Source organism: Halobacterium sp. MBLA0001, from assembly GCF_049705385.1.
Taxonomy (GTDB): Archaea; Halobacteriota; Halobacteria; order Halobacteriales; family Halobacteriaceae; genus Halobacterium; species Halobacterium salinarum.
This window is the reverse complement of record NZ_JBNAMQ010000007.1, coordinates 1,491,521-1,505,991: the sequence shown is the minus strand read 5'-3', so window position 1 is coordinate 1,505,991 and position 14,471 is coordinate 1,491,521. Positions and strand designations below refer to the sequence as shown.

General features: G+C 62.9%; 17 protein-coding genes. 12 read left to right on the top strand and 5 right to left on the bottom strand.

All coding sequences use genetic code 11. The annotated features are described in order from the left end of the window. Position 1 precedes the first annotated feature (1 nt). The 4 genes from ACOZ32_RS09020 (at position 2) to cheF2 (ending at position 3,338) form a co-directional block, all read left to right on the top strand. A complete protein-coding gene (locus tag ACOZ32_RS09020; RefSeq protein ID WP_136361300.1) occupies positions 2–1,141 on the top strand; it encodes a chemotaxis protein CheC in 1,140 nt (379 codons plus the stop codon). Further along, positions 1,138–1,605, top strand: a complete 468-nt coding sequence (locus tag ACOZ32_RS09015; RefSeq protein ID WP_136361299.1) for a chemotaxis protein CheD — start codon at positions 1,138–1,140, stop codon at positions 1,603–1,605. Before ACOZ32_RS09020 ends, ACOZ32_RS09015 begins: the two co-directional genes overlap by 4 nt. Continuing rightward, positions 1,602–2,408 (top strand): protein-glutamate O-methyltransferase CheR, encoded by an 807-nt coding sequence (cheR, locus tag ACOZ32_RS09010; protein ID WP_012289253.1) that lies wholly within the window; start codon positions 1,602–1,604, stop codon positions 2,406–2,408. The genes ACOZ32_RS09015 and cheR overlap by 4 nt, the downstream gene beginning before the upstream one ends. Before the next feature lie 66 nt (positions 2,409–2,474). After that, the gene (gene cheF2, locus ACOZ32_RS09005) at positions 2,475–3,338 is read left to right on the top strand and encodes a chemotaxis protein CheF2 (RefSeq protein ID WP_010902685.1); all 864 of its coding nucleotides are present in this window, start codon (positions 2,475–2,477) and stop codon (positions 3,336–3,338) included. A gap of 28 nt (positions 3,339–3,366) precedes the next feature. On the opposite strand, the gene cheF1 is transcribed toward cheF2, so the two are convergent. From cheF1 to ACOZ32_RS08985, 4 genes are all read right to left on the bottom strand, one after another. Further along, on the bottom strand, positions 3,367–4,239 hold the full coding sequence (gene cheF1, locus ACOZ32_RS09000) for a chemotaxis protein CheF1 (RefSeq protein WP_010902684.1): 873 nt from the start codon (positions 4,237–4,239) through the stop codon (positions 3,367–3,369). Between the two features lie 143 nt (positions 4,240–4,382). Beyond that, positions 4,383–5,603, bottom strand: a complete 1,221-nt coding sequence (locus ACOZ32_RS08995; RefSeq protein ID WP_012289252.1) for a HEAT repeat domain-containing protein — start codon at positions 5,601–5,603, stop codon at positions 4,383–4,385. Between the two features lie 69 nt (positions 5,604–5,672). Beyond that, positions 5,673–6,254 carry an archaellin/type IV pilin N-terminal domain-containing protein gene (locus ACOZ32_RS08990; RefSeq protein ID WP_285271035.1) on the bottom strand — a complete coding sequence of 194 codons (582 nt, stop codon included), beginning with the start codon at positions 6,252–6,254 and terminating at the stop codon, positions 5,673–5,675. Between the two features lie 11 nt (positions 6,255–6,265). Further along, positions 6,266–6,856, bottom strand: a complete 591-nt coding sequence (locus ACOZ32_RS08985; protein ID WP_285271036.1) for an archaellin/type IV pilin N-terminal domain-containing protein — start codon at positions 6,854–6,856, stop codon at positions 6,266–6,268. Between the two features lie 164 nt (positions 6,857–7,020). On the opposite strand from ACOZ32_RS08985, the gene ACOZ32_RS08980 reads away from it, so the two are divergent. Genes ACOZ32_RS08980 through ACOZ32_RS08970 form a run of 3 tightly spaced genes read left to right on the top strand, consistent with a single transcriptional unit; the run spans position 7,021 to position 9,372 of the window. Next, positions 7,021–7,260 (top strand): DUF7385 family protein, encoded by a 240-nt coding sequence (locus ACOZ32_RS08980; RefSeq protein WP_010902679.1) that lies wholly within the window; start codon positions 7,021–7,023, stop codon positions 7,258–7,260. Between the two features lie 55 nt (positions 7,261–7,315). Next, the gene (locus ACOZ32_RS08975) at positions 7,316–9,226 is read left to right on the top strand and encodes a methyl-accepting chemotaxis protein (RefSeq protein WP_424335154.1); all 1,911 of its coding nucleotides are present in this window, start codon (positions 7,316–7,318) and stop codon (positions 9,224–9,226) included. Continuing rightward, on the top strand, positions 9,223–9,372 hold the full coding sequence (locus ACOZ32_RS08970; RefSeq protein ID WP_424335153.1) for a hypothetical protein: 150 nt from the start codon (positions 9,223–9,225) through the stop codon (positions 9,370–9,372). Before ACOZ32_RS08975 ends, ACOZ32_RS08970 begins: the two co-directional genes overlap by 4 nt. Here the strand turns inward: ACOZ32_RS08970 and ACOZ32_RS08965 are convergent. Beyond that, a complete protein-coding gene (locus tag ACOZ32_RS08965) occupies positions 9,369–10,643 on the bottom strand; it encodes an IS4-like element ISH8A family transposase (protein WP_424335260.1) in 1,275 nt (424 codons plus the stop codon). The genes ACOZ32_RS08970 and ACOZ32_RS08965 overlap by 4 nt on opposite strands. A gap of 117 nt (positions 10,644–10,760) precedes the next feature. Between ACOZ32_RS08965 and ACOZ32_RS08960 the strand changes: the two genes are divergently transcribed. The 5 genes from ACOZ32_RS08960 (at position 10,761) to ACOZ32_RS08940 (ending at position 14,371) form a co-directional block, all read left to right on the top strand. Further along, positions 10,761–11,105, top strand: coding sequence for a FlaD/FlaE family flagellar protein (locus ACOZ32_RS08960; RefSeq protein ID WP_424335152.1), 345 nt, complete (start codon positions 10,761–10,763; stop codon positions 11,103–11,105). A 104-nt stretch (positions 11,106–11,209) separates the two neighbouring features. After that, positions 11,210–12,727, top strand: a complete 1,518-nt coding sequence (locus ACOZ32_RS08955; protein ID WP_424335151.1) for a FlaD/FlaE family flagellar protein — start codon at positions 11,210–11,212, stop codon at positions 12,725–12,727. Continuing rightward, positions 12,711–13,148, top strand: coding sequence for a fla cluster protein FlaF (locus ACOZ32_RS08950; RefSeq protein ID WP_136361293.1), 438 nt, complete (start codon positions 12,711–12,713; stop codon positions 13,146–13,148). Before ACOZ32_RS08955 ends, ACOZ32_RS08950 begins: the two co-directional genes overlap by 17 nt. Continuing rightward, the gene (locus ACOZ32_RS08945; protein WP_010902674.1) at positions 13,149–13,604 is read left to right on the top strand and encodes a CARDB domain-containing protein; all 456 of its coding nucleotides are present in this window, start codon (positions 13,149–13,151) and stop codon (positions 13,602–13,604) included. It abuts the gene before it with no gap. Beyond that, complete coding sequence (locus ACOZ32_RS08940; RefSeq protein WP_010902673.1) at positions 13,601–14,371, top strand: ATPase domain-containing protein; 771 nt, start codon at positions 13,601–13,603, stop codon at positions 14,369–14,371. The genes ACOZ32_RS08945 and ACOZ32_RS08940 overlap by 4 nt, the downstream gene beginning before the upstream one ends. Positions 14,372–14,471: the final 100 nt, after the last annotated feature.

Below are 14,471 nucleotides of genomic sequence, written 5' to 3'. Positions count from 1 at the left end.
AATGCGTGTCGATCTCGACGCCGTTGCGTCGTTCAGCCGCACGGGCGACGAAGGCGGTCAGCGCGCGGCGGACTCTCTGGAGACGCTTACGGGTATTCCTGCCAACTGCCAGCTCACGCGAACCGCGCTCGTCGACGCCGACGGACTGTCGGTGTTCCTGGGGGACTCCTGGGAGCGCATCAGCGTCGAGTTCGACGGCGCACTCACCGGTCGTGCAGTGCTGTCGTTTGACGAAGCGTTCGCCAACCACGTCGAAGACGAACTCGGCGTCGGAGCTGCCGCGCTGCCCGAAGTCGCGAACATCCTCACCAGCGGGTTCGTCGACGTCTGGGCGGCCGACGACGAGGACACCATCGAGATCGAGCCGCCCGACCGCCTCGAAGACGAGCACCGCGTCGTCCAGGACGCTGCGGTCATCGACGACTGTGCGTTCGTCTTCGAGAGCCAGATCGTGTTGTCCTCGACGCAGGGCACCTGCCGGTTTGCGGTCCTCCCGGACGTCGAGTCGTTCGGGTCGTACGTCACCGAGCCGGACGCGGAGTTCGCGCTCTCGGATCTCGCCAACCACATCCAGGTGGCGTCAGTGAGCGCCGAAGCCGTCTCCTCACACCTGGAGATGATGACCGGGACGGACGCGACGCTCGTGGAGTCACACGTGGACTTCGTGCCCGTCGAGCGGGTGCCATCGCTGCTCGACGACGCCGCCTACGAGGGCGCGATCTTCGAAAGCGAGGGGGTCGTCGACAGCGTCATCGCGATCCTGTTCGACGAGACCGAGCCCGGTGCGGTCGCGGAGCTACTGCTCGGGGACGCCGATGCCGGCGCGGAAATGGCCGAAAGTGCCGTCTCGGAGCTGGGCAACATCACCGCCAGTGGGTTCATCGACCAGTGGGCGAACGCACTGGACACCACGATCGACATCTCGACGCCGTCCCACGTCCGTGACGCCGGTCGTGCCGTCCTTGACACCGTCGCGGCAGCCTACGGCGAGCGCGCGGACACCATCGCAGTGGTGAACGCCACGATCACACTCGGGCCGGACGTGACGTGTCGGGTCTGCACGTTCCCCAGCCCCGAAGACGCCGATCAACTCGCGGACATCGCTGACAACCTCGCCGCCGACGCGAGTGAGGAGTCGTGACGATCCGCGTTGGCGTGGCGGACTGGCGTGTCACGGACGACGACGACGCGGTGTTGGTCACGAGCGGGCTGGGATCGTGTGTCGCCATCGCGGTGCGTGATGCGCGCAGCGGTGCCGGCGGACTGTTGCACGCGATGCTGCCGGAAGCCGACGGCCCCGTGGACACGCCCGCGAAATACGTCGATTCGGGTCTCGACGAGATGGTGTCGGCGCTGCTCCGCCTGGGCGCGAGCCCGAGCAGCCTCACGGCGAAACTCGCCGGCGGGTCGACGATGCTCGACCTCTCGATCGGGGACAGCGTCGGCTCCCGGAACGTGTCGGCCGCCGAACGCGCGCTGGCCGACGCGGACATCGAGTTGCTCGCGTCCGAAACCGGCGGGGACAGCGGACGGTCGGTGTCCTTTAGTCCGAGCAGTGGGGATGTTACCATAGACCGAGTTGATGCCGAGGTGCACGTAATTTGACTGACTTCCAAACCCTGCTTGAGTTCATCGAGACCGAGACCGGCTTCGCAACCAGCTACTACGACGAGTCGTACCTCGACCGGCGCGTGTCCGCGCGGATGCGCCGCCGCGGCGTCGAGGAGTACGCCGGCTACCTGACGCTGCTCGAGGAGGACGACGACGACGAACGCGCCGAGTTGCTCGACACCCTCTCGGTGAACGTCACTGAGTTCTTCCGCGACGAGAAAGTGTGGACCGCGCTCCGGGACGTGCTCTTGGAGCTCGCGGATACCGTGCGCTCGATCGACATCTGGAGTGCGGCCTGCGCGGACGGCCGCGAGCCGTACTCGCTTGCGATGCTCGCGTTGGACGCCGGCCTCGACCCCCGGAACGTCTCCATTCTGGCCACCGACATCGACGAGGACGCGCTGGCGAGAGCACGCGCGGGACGATACGAAAGCACGCGCACCGCCGACATCAGCGACCAACTGGGGTTCTTAGACAACCCCCAGGAGTACGTCGACCGCGAGGGCGATCGCGCGTTCGTCGTCAACGACCGCGTCAAGGACCTCGTGACCTTCGAGCGCCACGACCTGATCACTGGCGACCCCAAATCGGGGTTCGATCTGGTGGCGTGTCGGAACGTCTGCATCTACATCGACAAGCAGTACAAGCTTCCGATCCTCGACACGGTCAGCAAATCCCTCCGTGAGGGCGGCCACCTCGTGCTCGGACAGACGGAGACGCTGCCCGGCGAGGTCAAAGAACGCTTCGAGGCGGAGGACCCACGCATCCGAATCTACAGTCGGGTCGCTGACACGTGACCGGCGCGGCAGAGGAGTAACGCTTATTCACCCGCCTCCACGACGTATAATTGAGTATACGGGGGTATGTCGGAATCAGCAATCGCAGACTTCGTCTCGTCGTTTATCCCGGATACAGCGACGCACGTCGAACCGGTGCGTGGCAGAGTCGTCATGAGCAAGCGCCGGATCGTGCTTGCCGCCGACGACGAGAAGACAACGATCCCCCTCAACGGTGTGTTCGACGTCCAACACGAGACCGCGCCCGGCGACCTCGCGCGGTTCTTCGAGGACACAGTCACGATCGCCTACGAACACGACGAGGACCGTCACGTCGCGGTCATTGAGGGCGGTGGCAGCACCGTCGACCGGTTCGTCACTCTCGTGTTCAAGGCGCTGGTCCACGGCACGACCGTCTACGCCAAACACCCGGCGCGTCGCGGCGGTCGGATCACCGACCAACCCTTCGAGAAGGGGAATCTCGCGCTCTCGCCGGGTGACCTCACGATCACCGGCGACGCCGACACCACCATCGACCTCTCGACGGTGTCGCATTTCGAGCGCGTCGACCGTGAGGTCAACGGCTCGAACAAACAACTCCTGTCCGTGCGACACATGGGATCGACCGGCCCGATCACGACCGAACTCGCGCTCAGCTCCGGCCGGAAGATGAACCTGCTCGGGCGCTACATCCGCCTCCAGTACACCCACCTCAAACAGGAGTTGGCGGACGTCACCCTCACCAGCGAGGAAATCGAGGCCCTGGTCGCGATCTACTCCAGCGGCCCGAACGCCAGTCTCGCGGCCGTGCTGGGCGTCGACGCCTCGCGTGTCACGATGTTACTCAACGACCTCATCGAGAAAGAACTGGTCACCGACGACGACGGCATCGCGCTCACGTCGCTGGGGCGGGCGGCGGTCAGCGAACACATCGAGGACGTCAACCTCTGAGTGGCGTCCGAGAGGAGCAGCCCCACGATCACTCCTCGTTGATCGCTTCGCTGGCGATGTTGCGGCCCCGTGTTTTCATCGTGACCTCGCGGCGCTTGCGCACCTCCTCGAGGACGTCGACCTCGATGAGGCGCTCGAAGATCGACTCGACCTCGTCCACGTCCATCCCCAGGAAGTCCGGGATCTCGAACGACGACACCCCGGAATACAGCGCCATCAGCACCCGCTTTTCCGTTTCCGAGAGCTCGACTGACCCCTGGCTTTTCTCGGCTTCCTTGGTCAGCAGTGACTCCAGTATCGACGCCGTGTGCGAGTCGGTGGCGAAATACGTCTGCACGCTCGTGTCCCGGTTGACGGTGTGTTCGACTTTCAACACCGGCTTCGTGTCACCGTTCACCTCCAGGGACGCGGCCTCCGCCGATCCGACGTCGTCCAACTCAACGGAGACGAACGACCCGTTCGACATCGCAACGCTCAGCTCCGATTCGTCGACCTTGATGCGGGCACGCTCGAACTGCTCGTCGGTCACCACACCGCCCTCGACGGCGGGATGCTTCACCTGTAGCTCCGTCTGGTCCAGCAGCGCCCCGTAGAGCTTGCTCTCGAAGGTTTCCGTGTTGTCACCCAGCGAGACCAACATCACGCTCTCGTTGGTCATCCTGATGCTCACGTAGTTCCCGACCTTCGCGACGGTCTGGTTCACGTCGTGCCGGCCGCTCAGCCCCTGGACTTCCGACAACGGGAGGTTCCGCTTCCCCTCGCTGCCGGCCAGCACGATCCGCTTGTTGGACAACAGGATGCGACCTTTCGACCACTGGGCGTCTTTCATCCGCCGGCCGTCTTTGACGGCCTGCAGGAACTTCCCGGACCCGTCGGCTATCTTGTACTCTGACTCGCTCATTCCTCACCTACGATCGGCGCTTCGGGCGCGGCCCACACCTGCCCCGTCTGATACCGCGCACCCGGACTCATTCACACATCCCTTTTCTGCAAACGTATTTAATGCTTTGCGTGCAATTCTCGTGACTGAAACCGCCACCAGTGCTACGTTTTTCCGCCCAGCTTCGAGATCGCCGAGAACGCCCGCCGCCGCACCTCTTCGCTGTCCGTTTCGTCAACCAGTCGCTCCAACCGCTGGCGGGATCGATCCCCGCCGACCTTCCCGAGCGCGAACGCCGCCATCGCAACCGCGTCCTCGCCGTACTCCTGTGTCTCGACGACCTCAAGCAGTGACGTCTCCACGGACGCGCCACCGATCTCTGCCAGCCCCGTGGCCGCGAACTGCGCGATCAGATCGTCGTCTTCGCCCAGCAGCTCCCGGAGCGCCTCGATCGCGTCCATCTTCGTGCGCTGATCACCGGCGACCCGCCCCAGCATCCACGTGGCGTTCCGGCGCTGGTGTAGCTGCGTTCCCTCGTCGATGATCTCGATCAGCGACTTGATGATACTCGGGTCGGAGCGCGCCGACATCCGGTCGACGATCGTTTCGCGCAGCTCGTGGCTCTGATCCGGTGGCACGTTCGACAAGATCTCGATCAACGAGAAGACGGCCGCCCGCCGCACCAGGTCGCTTTCGTCACCCAGCCGCTCCACGAGCGCGTCCACCGGCTCGGCGGTCTCGAACCGCCCCAGCGAACTCACGGCTGTCCGCCGCATCGCCTCGCTGTCGTCTTCGACCACCGACAACAACCCATCAAGGGCCTGTTCAGTCGTCAGTCGTCCGAGTGACTCGGCGGCTTCCCGGCGAACTTTCAACGGCTCTCCGTGCAGGCAGTCGACGAGAATCCCCGTCACTGCGGGCTGTTCGATCCGTCCCAGTGCCCGCGCGACCCGCGCCCGAACACCGACGTGCTCCTCGGTCTGTAGCTGCTTCGCAAGCGGCCGCGCGGTGTCCTCGACGCCGAGCAATCCCAAGACGTTCGCGGCCGCCATCCGCAGCTCCGGCGTCTCCGACTCCAGGTTCTCCACGAACGCTTCGGCCTGCGCCCACGTCGCTCCACTGTCGGGCACTTCCTGGTCTAACCCACGCATCAGCGCGTCGACCGCCTCTTGCTGTGTTAACGCGTCAATGGCGGCCGCACGCACCGACTCGTCGTCGTCGCTCATCGCGTCAACGAGCGCCTGGATCCCCTCCGGTTCCGGCTCGTCTAAGTTCCCGAGGATCTCCGCCGCGCGCCGACGAACCGTTTCCTTCTCGCTTTCCTGCAGCAGCTCCACGAGTTTCTCGACATCCCCGGAGCGCTCCAGCCCGTACAGCGATGGCACGCCTAGACAGACGACACGCGACTACAAAATGATATCGTTCAGCAGGGGCGGCGGTGCGAAACGCGCGCCTTACAGCTTGACGGCGTTTTTGTCCTTGAGCGACTCAGGGACGTGCGCCCAGTAGGTGGTTTTCGAGCCGTACTGCGTGGTCACCGTCAACTGCACTTCCTCACCGGAGCCGAGGGTGGAGCTGACGCCGCTGGCGTACATGATGACCTTGATGCGGTCGGACTGCTCGACCAGCACGTCAGCGTTGTTCCCCTTGATGGATTCGGTGGTGAAGTTTTCACCCAGCGAACTCGGGCTGTTCGACGAGTACGTCAGGGTGGTGGCTCTGTCCGGGCCGATCCACTGGATCGTGGATTTCGTGAGGTTGATGTTGTCGGCTCCGGCGGCCTGGCGCACGGTGAGGTTCACGTAGTCGACTTTCTCGCTGTTGACGTTGCCGTACGCGGAGACGATGTTGATGCGGTTGGAGACCTGTGCGGAGGCTTCCTCACCGGTTGCCGACCCCTTGGATTGGAGGTAGCCGGCAGTGTTGATGAGGACGCCGGCGGCGATCGCGGCGACCAGCACCATCGCGATGAACACGATGAGCGTGCCGATCCCCACTTGACCGCGCTCGTCCTCGTCAGTGATGAACTCGAACATGAGCGTGTGTGTTATAGTGTGACTGCGTTTTTGTCCTTGAGCGACTCAGGAACGTTCGCCCAGTAGGTGGTTTTCGAGCCGTACTGCGTGGTCACTGTCAGCTGGACCTCTTCGCCAGCCTTCAGTCCATTGGTGGTGATCTCGGCCGCGTCCATGACGATCTCGATGCGGTCGGACTGATCAACCAGCACGTCCGCGTTGTCGCCCTTGATCGAATTCGTCGTGAATTCGGTGTCGTTTGCGGTAGTCCCGTCGTAGGTCAGGGTGGTGGCGGTGTCCGGGCCGATCCACTGGATCGTGGACTTGCTGAGGTTGATGTTGTCAGCCCCAGCGGCCTGGCGCACCGTCAGGTTCGCGTAATCGACAACCTCAGTCGATCCGGACGTGTTGACGTTGCCGTACGCGGAGACGATGTTGATGCGGTTGGAGACCTGTGCGGAGGCTTCCTCACCAGTTGCCGACCCCTTCGATTGGAGGAAGCCAGCGGTGTTGATGAGGACGCCGGCGGCGATCGCGGCGACCAGCACCATCGCGATGAACACGATGAGCGTGCCGATCCCCACTTGACCGCGCTCGTCTTCGTCAGTGATGAACTCGAACATGAGTGTGTTGTTGTCCCGCCCCCTCTCCCGATCGAGACTGCTGGGGCTTACCCATACAGATCGGCCATCGATACAAAAGTGTAGGGCTGTGGTTATCACTGGTGAAAACCAATAATTTGCGCCGTACCGAACCGTTAACGGCGAGTCAGCTCGTCCTCGTATCTATGGATCAGATGGATTTTTCAGCGATCCGCCATCGGGTAAAACTATTAGAGGACACCGGCCGATCGCGGCTGTTCGAGAACCGGGATGCGGTCGCGTGCCCGGTCTGTGGCCAGCCGTTCGACCAGGCGCTCGTGTCACGGAACGACACTGAACAACTCGCTCCGGATGCGGGGCTGTCGCTGTGCCTGCACAGGGGAACCGACCGAATGGTCGTGTTCACGCACGCGGACGATTCTTAGAACTGATACACGGTGGGGAACTATTTTGTATGTGGTTCTCCCGACCTACTGACGAATGCTGCGCATCTTTCGCAAACTGCTCGGTCGCGGCGCTGGGACGCCGGCGACGGACGGCGGCACGGCAGCGAGTGCCGTGTCCTTCGAGGACGCCGACGACGCAATGGCGGGCCTTCAGGAGCGCTACAGCGTCGACCAGCGGGATCTCGATCCGACGCTTCCGGCGGACGCCGCCGACCACTTCGACGGACTGTTAGACGAGACAGCGCCGACACCGGAGTCGTACCTCCCGGTGTACACCGCGGCCGATGTCTCAGCGGAGGCATTCGTCGACGCGTACACGACGCCCGCCGACGCGGTTGTCGACGCGGTGTTCCAGCAGCTCCGTGAGGGCGGCGTCGACGGTGCAGCCGTTGACCACGCCGAGCGCCAGCTCAAAACCGGGATGCATGCGGTCGTTGAGGACGCAGCCACGGGTGTTGCTGCGTACGAAACGGCGGCTGGGCCGGCCGGCGACTCGTCCGACGGCGGCACCGAAGAGGAGCTGAACGTCGACGACGACGCGCTCTTGGACAGCATCGGCATGCCGGTGTTCATGCTGGACGCCACCGGCAGCGTCGTCGCGTGGAACGAGACCATCGAGGAGCTCACCGGCTGCAGCAAAGCCGACGCGATGGGGATGGACCACGCCAGCGAAGCCTTCTACCCCGATGACCGGCGCGTCAAAACGCTCGCCGACAAGGTCATCGAGTCGCCGCGGTCGGCGGCCGCGGAGTTCGACATCGAGCGCTCCGAAGAGAAGGCCCAGCTGTACGCCGACACGAGCGTCATGACCGACCAGGGCGGCACCGATAGGCACATTCGGTTCAAGGCCAGCCCGATCTTCGACGACGACGGGGAGCTGCTGGCCGTGGCCGAAACGATCGAAGACCGCACCGAAGACGTGCGTCGCGCGGACGCCGTCGAGGAGCTGGTCGACGAACTCAGCACGACCATCGATGCGCTGTCCAGCGGGCAGCTCTCGAAACGGGCGTCGTTCGAGCACGAGGGGATAATCAACGAGCAACTCGTGTCGGTTGTGTCGGCGCTCAACGGGATGGCCGACCAATTCGAACGGCTCGTCGGGCAGGTGGACGGCCAGACACAGGAACTGGCCGACACCATCGAGCGCGCCACCGCCGACGCGACCGACATCGCCGACACGGTCAGTTCCCAAAACGAGATGTTGTCGTCGGCCGCCAACGAGATGGAGAACTTCTCGGCGAGCATGCAGGAGGTCGCGGCAAGCTCCGATCAGGTTGCGTCGGCCGCCGAACAGGCCCAGGACGCGGCTGAAAGCGGGTTGGAGGCCAGCGAGGGGGCGAACCAGGCCACCAACGAGGTCATCGACATCAGCGACGACCTCATGGAGAGCGTGTCCAAACTGGAGTCGAGAATGGACGAGATCGAGGACGTCGTTGAGGTGATCGCGGAGGTCGCCGACCAAACGAACCTACTGGCGCTGAACGCGAACATCGAGGCGGCGCGGGCCGGAGAGGCCGGCAGCGGGTTCGCCGTGGTCGCCGATGAAGTCAAGGAGCTGGCAAACGAAACCCGCGAACACACCGAGCGCATCGCGGGCAGCATCAGTGATGTCCAACAGCAGGCCAACGAGACCGTGCTCGCCGTCGAGGAGTCCCACGAGCAGATCCACCGGGCCGGCGACGAGATCGACGACGCGCTCACCGCGCTCGAGGAGATCGCGACCTCCGTGGACGAGGCTGCGACCGGCATCACAGAGGTTGCGCGCGCGAACGACGAACAGGCATCGACGGTCGAGGACGTGATCGTCACGATCGAGGACGTCCAACAGCAGGCCGAGGCGGCGGCGGCGGCGTCCGATCGGATCGTGTCCGCGACCCAAGAACAGTCGACGGCTGTCTCGCAACTGAGCGAGCGCGTCGACAAACTGACCACGGATAGCCAATGACATTGAACCCACGCGAGTACGACCCGGAAGAGTTGCGCAGTGCCGCCCGCGCGGGCGGCGACGAGAACATCCGAGAGCTCAAAGAGCGCCTGAAAGAACACGAGCAGACCACCGAGGAGGCGGTGCGCTCATCCGTCTTTAGTTAAGCCTCACACCTCGGTTGTGTAGTGGTAGCGAGCGTCTCTTGTAAGATTGGTCGTTGCTTGTGGATCTTTTGAGCGTCTTCGATCAGCCGGTCGAGCAGCGGCGGTGGTGAATAGCCGAGGAACTCACCGAGTTCGTGGAGAATGAGCTGGGCGTGCGACCGGAAGGTCGCCGCCCAGCGCTCTGTCGGAAACACAAGCTCATCATCCGCCTGCTCAGTGACTAGATCCAACAGATCGCGGCTTACAAGCAGCGACAGCAGCGCTGCGTACAATAAGATCCTCACCACGTGTTCGTCACTCGTGTCGAACTCGTCCAATTCGTACTGCGTCTTCAGCTCCCGGAACAGCAACTCAACTTCCCACCGACAGCGGTAGATCTCCGCTAAATCCGCCGGAAAGAACTCCTTCCTCGCTAAATTCGTCATGTACAGGTGGTAGTCGTCGGCGTCCTCGTCGCGGACGCCGACGACGCGAAATCGCTTCGTATCTAGTGACCGCGTCCCATTGTACGGCCCTCGTTTGAATTCGACTTCGACTTCTACATCGATGTACTTCCGATCGAGATCGTCGAGAACAGCTCGGAGCTGCTTGCCCTCTAAGGGAATGGCGCGACCGCGCCATTCCCGTAACTCCCTCGTAATCAGCGGATTCGCGTTATCCTTCAGCCGACTCACGAAGTAGCCGTCGTTTTCGTCGATCAGCGCAAACCGGCGGTACTTGAAGTAGGCGAGATCGAACAACACGAGGCGATTCTCAAGCCACGGCCCTGTTTTGAACAAGGTGCTGTCGTGCGTTTTCTCGTTAGCAGTATCGAGCCGTTCAATCGTCTGCTCTGTGGCATTGTGGAGCAGGTGGAGCTTCGCTCCAGCCTGCTCCTCGTGGCGGGCTTCGAACTGATCTGAGAGAAATTCGTGTAACCGCAACACCGTTCCATCAGCGATCATCACGTCTCTAAATCGGTCGATATCAGCGTCAACAGCGTTAGGAACAGCGACCTCGTCGAGACCATGCTCGACGAGGTCGCGGAAGTACTCCGCAAGCGTCGGTGTCAACCGCTGATAGAATCCACCCGGAGAGATCGTCTCATCGGCAGTCGAGTTGTAACAGCGTCTAAACCCGGCGAGTGTTCGGCTTTCGCCTGCGGCGAAGCCGAACACGAATGCCCAAACGAAGGCAGGGATCTGGAGCTTGCGGTCACGTTCGACCACGCCGAGTTCCTCGGCGTGCTCTTCGAGGAACTCAGAGGGAAACAGTGTAGTGAGCCGACGCATAATCCGAGATGAGGAGTCCTTGTCGTGCACAGACTGGACTTCCTCATTCCTTCCGAAAGGTGCCTCGATAAGCCGCCGCTATCACGCGGTTTCTCGCTTAACTAAAGACGGATGGCGGTGCGCTCGGCACAGCTGAAACAGCTGTTGTTCATGCATTCGAGCGCGTCGGTGGAGAGCCTCGAACGCCCGTACTTGGAGACGATGCCGGGGCAGTACGCCGCGGAGATCACGCTGTTCGAGTGGTTGGACTTCCTGCTGGAGCGTGGCGGGGTCAAGCGCGCACTGAAGGCGATCGAGTATTACGAGACCGTGGGCTGGGTGAGCGCGGACGCCGCCGAGCGGCTCCAGGGGCACGTGCGTGGGTTTTCGGGGCCGGCGGACGACGACTCACACAGTGACCTAGAGATGTCCGATCACGTCCTGAGCCTGGTGTATATCGCGCGACTTTCATCGATGCAGTGACAGGATCGAAAACCGAGTCACTGGGCGGCGACTCGGGGTCCGATTTATCTGATTGAGAACTGGGGGAGAACATTAATTACCTGCGGCTCTCGTTATCTATTCCGATGACGATTATCGACCTCACCCCGACTGCCGTGGTCTTCGTGCAGTTCGGGGCACTGGTCGTCGGAATGGCCAGTTGGCTCGACGACGAGGGGTCAGAGGACTCCGGCGGCGGTGGTGGCGGTGGTGGCGGCGACGACTCAGATCTGGACATGGACGAGGACTTCGATGACGACTTCGACGACGAGTTCGGGTCCTTCGATGACATGGACGGCGGCGGCGGCGACGGTGCGGGTGGCGCCGATTCGTCCGTCAACGAGCTCGAAAACCGCATCGAAGATCTGGAAACCGAGGTCTCAAACGTCGCGTCGAAAGCCAATACCGTCCGGAGCGAGAACGAACAAATAAGCGAGAGTGTCGAGGACGTCGAGGAGAACGTTCGAAAGCTCCTCGAGATCTACGAGATGGTGACACGCGGTGTGAACCCGTTCGTCGACGACGTGGATCCGAACGCCGCTGGTGGGCCTGGGGGCGGCGGCGACAGCTTCGGATTGTTCGACGAGGACGAAGAGGACAGCGACGAAACCGGCGATCTCGATACGGATGTCGCCGAGGCGGAAGCCGACGAGTTCTTCGAGGACGACGCGTTCGACGACGACTTCGAGGACGACGACGGCGAGATGGATGACGAGTTCGGTGACTTCGAGGACGACGACGAGGAGATGGACGATGAGTTCGGTGACTTCGAGGACGACGACGAGGAGGTGGATGACGAGTTCGGCGACTTCGAGGACGATGACGAGGAGATGGACGACGAGTTCGGCGACTTCGAAGACGACGACGACAGCGAGGATGCCGATGACGGCGAAGGTGGTGGGGGAACGTCCTTCGAGGAGCTCAAAGAGGAGTACGAATCCGGCGACGCGGACTGGGCGGAAGGCGAGGAGATCGAGGGCGAGGCGGGAATCGAAGCCGAGGACAAGCCCGACATCGGTTTCGACGACTCGGACCTCGAAGAAGACGACGCCGACGACGCGTTCGAGGACGATCTCGATGATGCCGGTGACGACTTCGAGGCCGAGGCGGACGCCACAGCGGACGACGACGAGGAGATGGCTGCGGACAGCGGCGACGACGGATTGGTGTCCGAGCCGGACGCGGACCCGGGCGGACGGATGAGCGCACCGACGGGACCGGGAGCAGCCCCCGGGCTGGCAGTCGGGGGCGAGGACGGCCCGCATCTCGCCGAGCCGCCGACCGGGTACCTCGCCGATGTCGTGTGCTTGGAGTGGTTGGAGTTCCTCCTGACCGAGTTCGGCCCGAAGAACACGGTTCGGACGATCAACTACTACGAGCGCATCGGATGGATCGGAGAGCCGGTGCGCGACCAGCTGTTCGACTTCCTTGAAGGGCTGACCGACTCGGATTATCTCTACCGCGAGGAGTTCGGAAGCACTGAATTGACAATGGACGACCACCTAGAGAGTCTCGAATATATCGAAGAGCTAGCAAGCGAAGACATCGAGCGCGTCATCGTTGACCGCTGCGAGGACCTCCATAGGAATGGGATTCAGCGTTAGCGGGTCCGCGGCGATCCTGTTCATCGCCGCGTTCGTGAGCGTTGGAATCCTCTATTCGGCGGCGTTCAACGGGTTCGAGCGTGTCCAAGACGCGAACAACGCGCGCAACGACCGCGTGCTGACTGCGAAGAACACGGTGGTGGAAGTGGCGAACACAACGTACGACTCAGTGAACGACACCGTGACGGTGAACGCAACCAACAACGGCTCGACGACGCTGTCCGTTTCGCAGACCGACGTCCTCGTAGACGGTGAGTACGTCACCGACAGCGCGTACGTGTCGTCGTCGGTCGCTGGGAACTCGCAGACGGACCTCTGGCTGCCCGGCGAGACGTATTCAGTGACAGTGCCGACCGGGTCGGCCCCAACACGAGTGAAGGTGGTGACGGGAACGGGCGTCACAGCCACGGAGGTGGTCTGAGTGGCGAGCGTGTCGTCGTCGACGCTGATCATCTTCATCGCGTCGATCCTCGTCGCGGCGTCGGTCGCAGGCACGATGACGAACGGCGTACAACGCTTGAGCGGGGCGTTGAGCGATCGGAGCGTCGACGTGAGCCACCAGATCGAGACCGACGTGTCGATCATCAGTGATCCGGGGAGCCCGAGCGCGGTGTACGACGGCGCGAACACGACCCTGACGCTGCTGGTGAAAAACACCGGCTCCGAATCGTTGCCCGCGGACGCGAGCACGATCAACGTTATCGTGGACGGAGAGTACAAGACTGCAGTGAGCGTGTCGGTGGTTGACGGAAGCGGGTGGCAGCCGGGAAACGTGTTGAAAGTGGACGCGACGAACGTCGATCTCAGTGCCGGTGACCACCGCGTCGTCGTGCTAGCCAACGGGGATCGAGAAGTCCTGGAGTTGAGAGTCTCATGAGCACGCGCACACTGTATTCGCTTGGACTGGACGAGCACGACCGACTGAACAACGAGCTCGGTGGCGGCATCCCGGGCGGCAGCATCGTCCTCGTCGAGGGCGATTACGGTGCGGGGAAGTCAGCCATGAGCCAGCGGTTCTCGTACGGGCTCTGCGAGGAGGAAAACGCCGTCACGCTGGTGTCCACGGAGCTGACCGTCCGTGGGTTCATCGACCAGATGCATTCGTTGAGTTATGACGTCGAGGAGCATCTGCTCAACGAGAACCTCCTGTTCTTGGAGGCCGACGTCGACACCGGGAAGAGCGCGCTGCGGGGTGGGGCGTCCAGCAACGACGACGACGGGAGCCGCAGACAGCTGTTGAAGCGGCTGATGGAGGCCGACCGGATGTGGGACGCCGACGTTGTGGTCGTGGACACCTTCGACGCCATCCTGCGCAACGACCCGAACTTCGAGGCGCTAGTGCGGGAGAACGAGGAGCGCCAGGCGGCCCTCGAAATCATATCCTTTTTTAGGGATCTGGTGTCGCAAGGAAAGGTCATTGTTTTGACCGTGGACCCCAGTACTGTTGACGAGGAGGCGATCGGTCCGTTCCGATCGATCGCCGACGTCTACCTCGAACTCGAGATGGTCGAGGTGGGCAACGACGTTCGGCGGTCGATCGCCGTTCGACGGTTCGCGGGGATGGGCGAACAGGTCGGCGACTCCATCGGATACTCGGTGCGGTCCGGCACTGGAATCGTCATCGAAAGCCGCAGTGTGGCATAACAGGAATACACATGGCAGACCATGGGAGTCGACAGATCGGTCACGAACTCCGGGAGACGGCGACCCGCTACACGCACCTCCAGGAGTATCTCCAGCGGTT

Bases quoted from the DNA above. Each gene is read 5' to 3' on its own strand.
- ACOZ32_RS09020 (WP_136361300.1), top strand. From the start codon at position 2: ATGCGTGTCGATCTCGACGCCGTTGCGTCGTTCAGCCGCACGGGCGAC.
- cheF2 (WP_010902685.1), top strand. From the start codon at position 2,475: ATGTCGGAATCAGCAATCGCAGACTTCGTCTCGTCGTTTATCCCGGAT.
- cheF1 (WP_010902684.1), bottom strand. From the start codon at position 4,239: ATGAGCGAGTCAGAGTACAAGATAGCCGACGGGTCCGGGAAGTTCCTG.
- ACOZ32_RS08990 (WP_285271035.1), bottom strand. From the start codon at position 6,254: ATGTTCGAGTTCATCACTGACGAGGACGAGCGCGGTCAAGTGGGGATC.
- ACOZ32_RS08985 (WP_285271036.1), bottom strand. From the start codon at position 6,856: ATGTTCGAGTTCATCACTGACGAAGACGAGCGCGGTCAAGTGGGGATC.
- ACOZ32_RS08980 (WP_010902679.1), top strand. From the start codon at position 7,021: ATGGATCAGATGGATTTTTCAGCGATCCGCCATCGGGTAAAACTATTA.
- ACOZ32_RS08975 (WP_424335154.1), top strand. From the start codon at position 7,316: ATGCTGCGCATCTTTCGCAAACTGCTCGGTCGCGGCGCTGGGACGCCG.
- ACOZ32_RS08970 (WP_424335153.1), top strand. From the start codon at position 9,223: ATGACATTGAACCCACGCGAGTACGACCCGGAAGAGTTGCGCAGTGCC.
- ACOZ32_RS08965 (WP_424335260.1), bottom strand. From the start codon at position 10,643: ATGCGTCGGCTCACTACACTGTTTCCCTCTGAGTTCCTCGAAGAGCAC.
- ACOZ32_RS08955 (WP_424335151.1), top strand. From the start codon at position 11,210: ATGACGATTATCGACCTCACCCCGACTGCCGTGGTCTTCGTGCAGTTC.
- ACOZ32_RS08950 (WP_136361293.1), top strand. From the start codon at position 12,711: ATGGGATTCAGCGTTAGCGGGTCCGCGGCGATCCTGTTCATCGCCGCG.
- ACOZ32_RS08940 (WP_010902673.1), top strand. From the start codon at position 13,601: ATGAGCACGCGCACACTGTATTCGCTTGGACTGGACGAGCACGACCGA.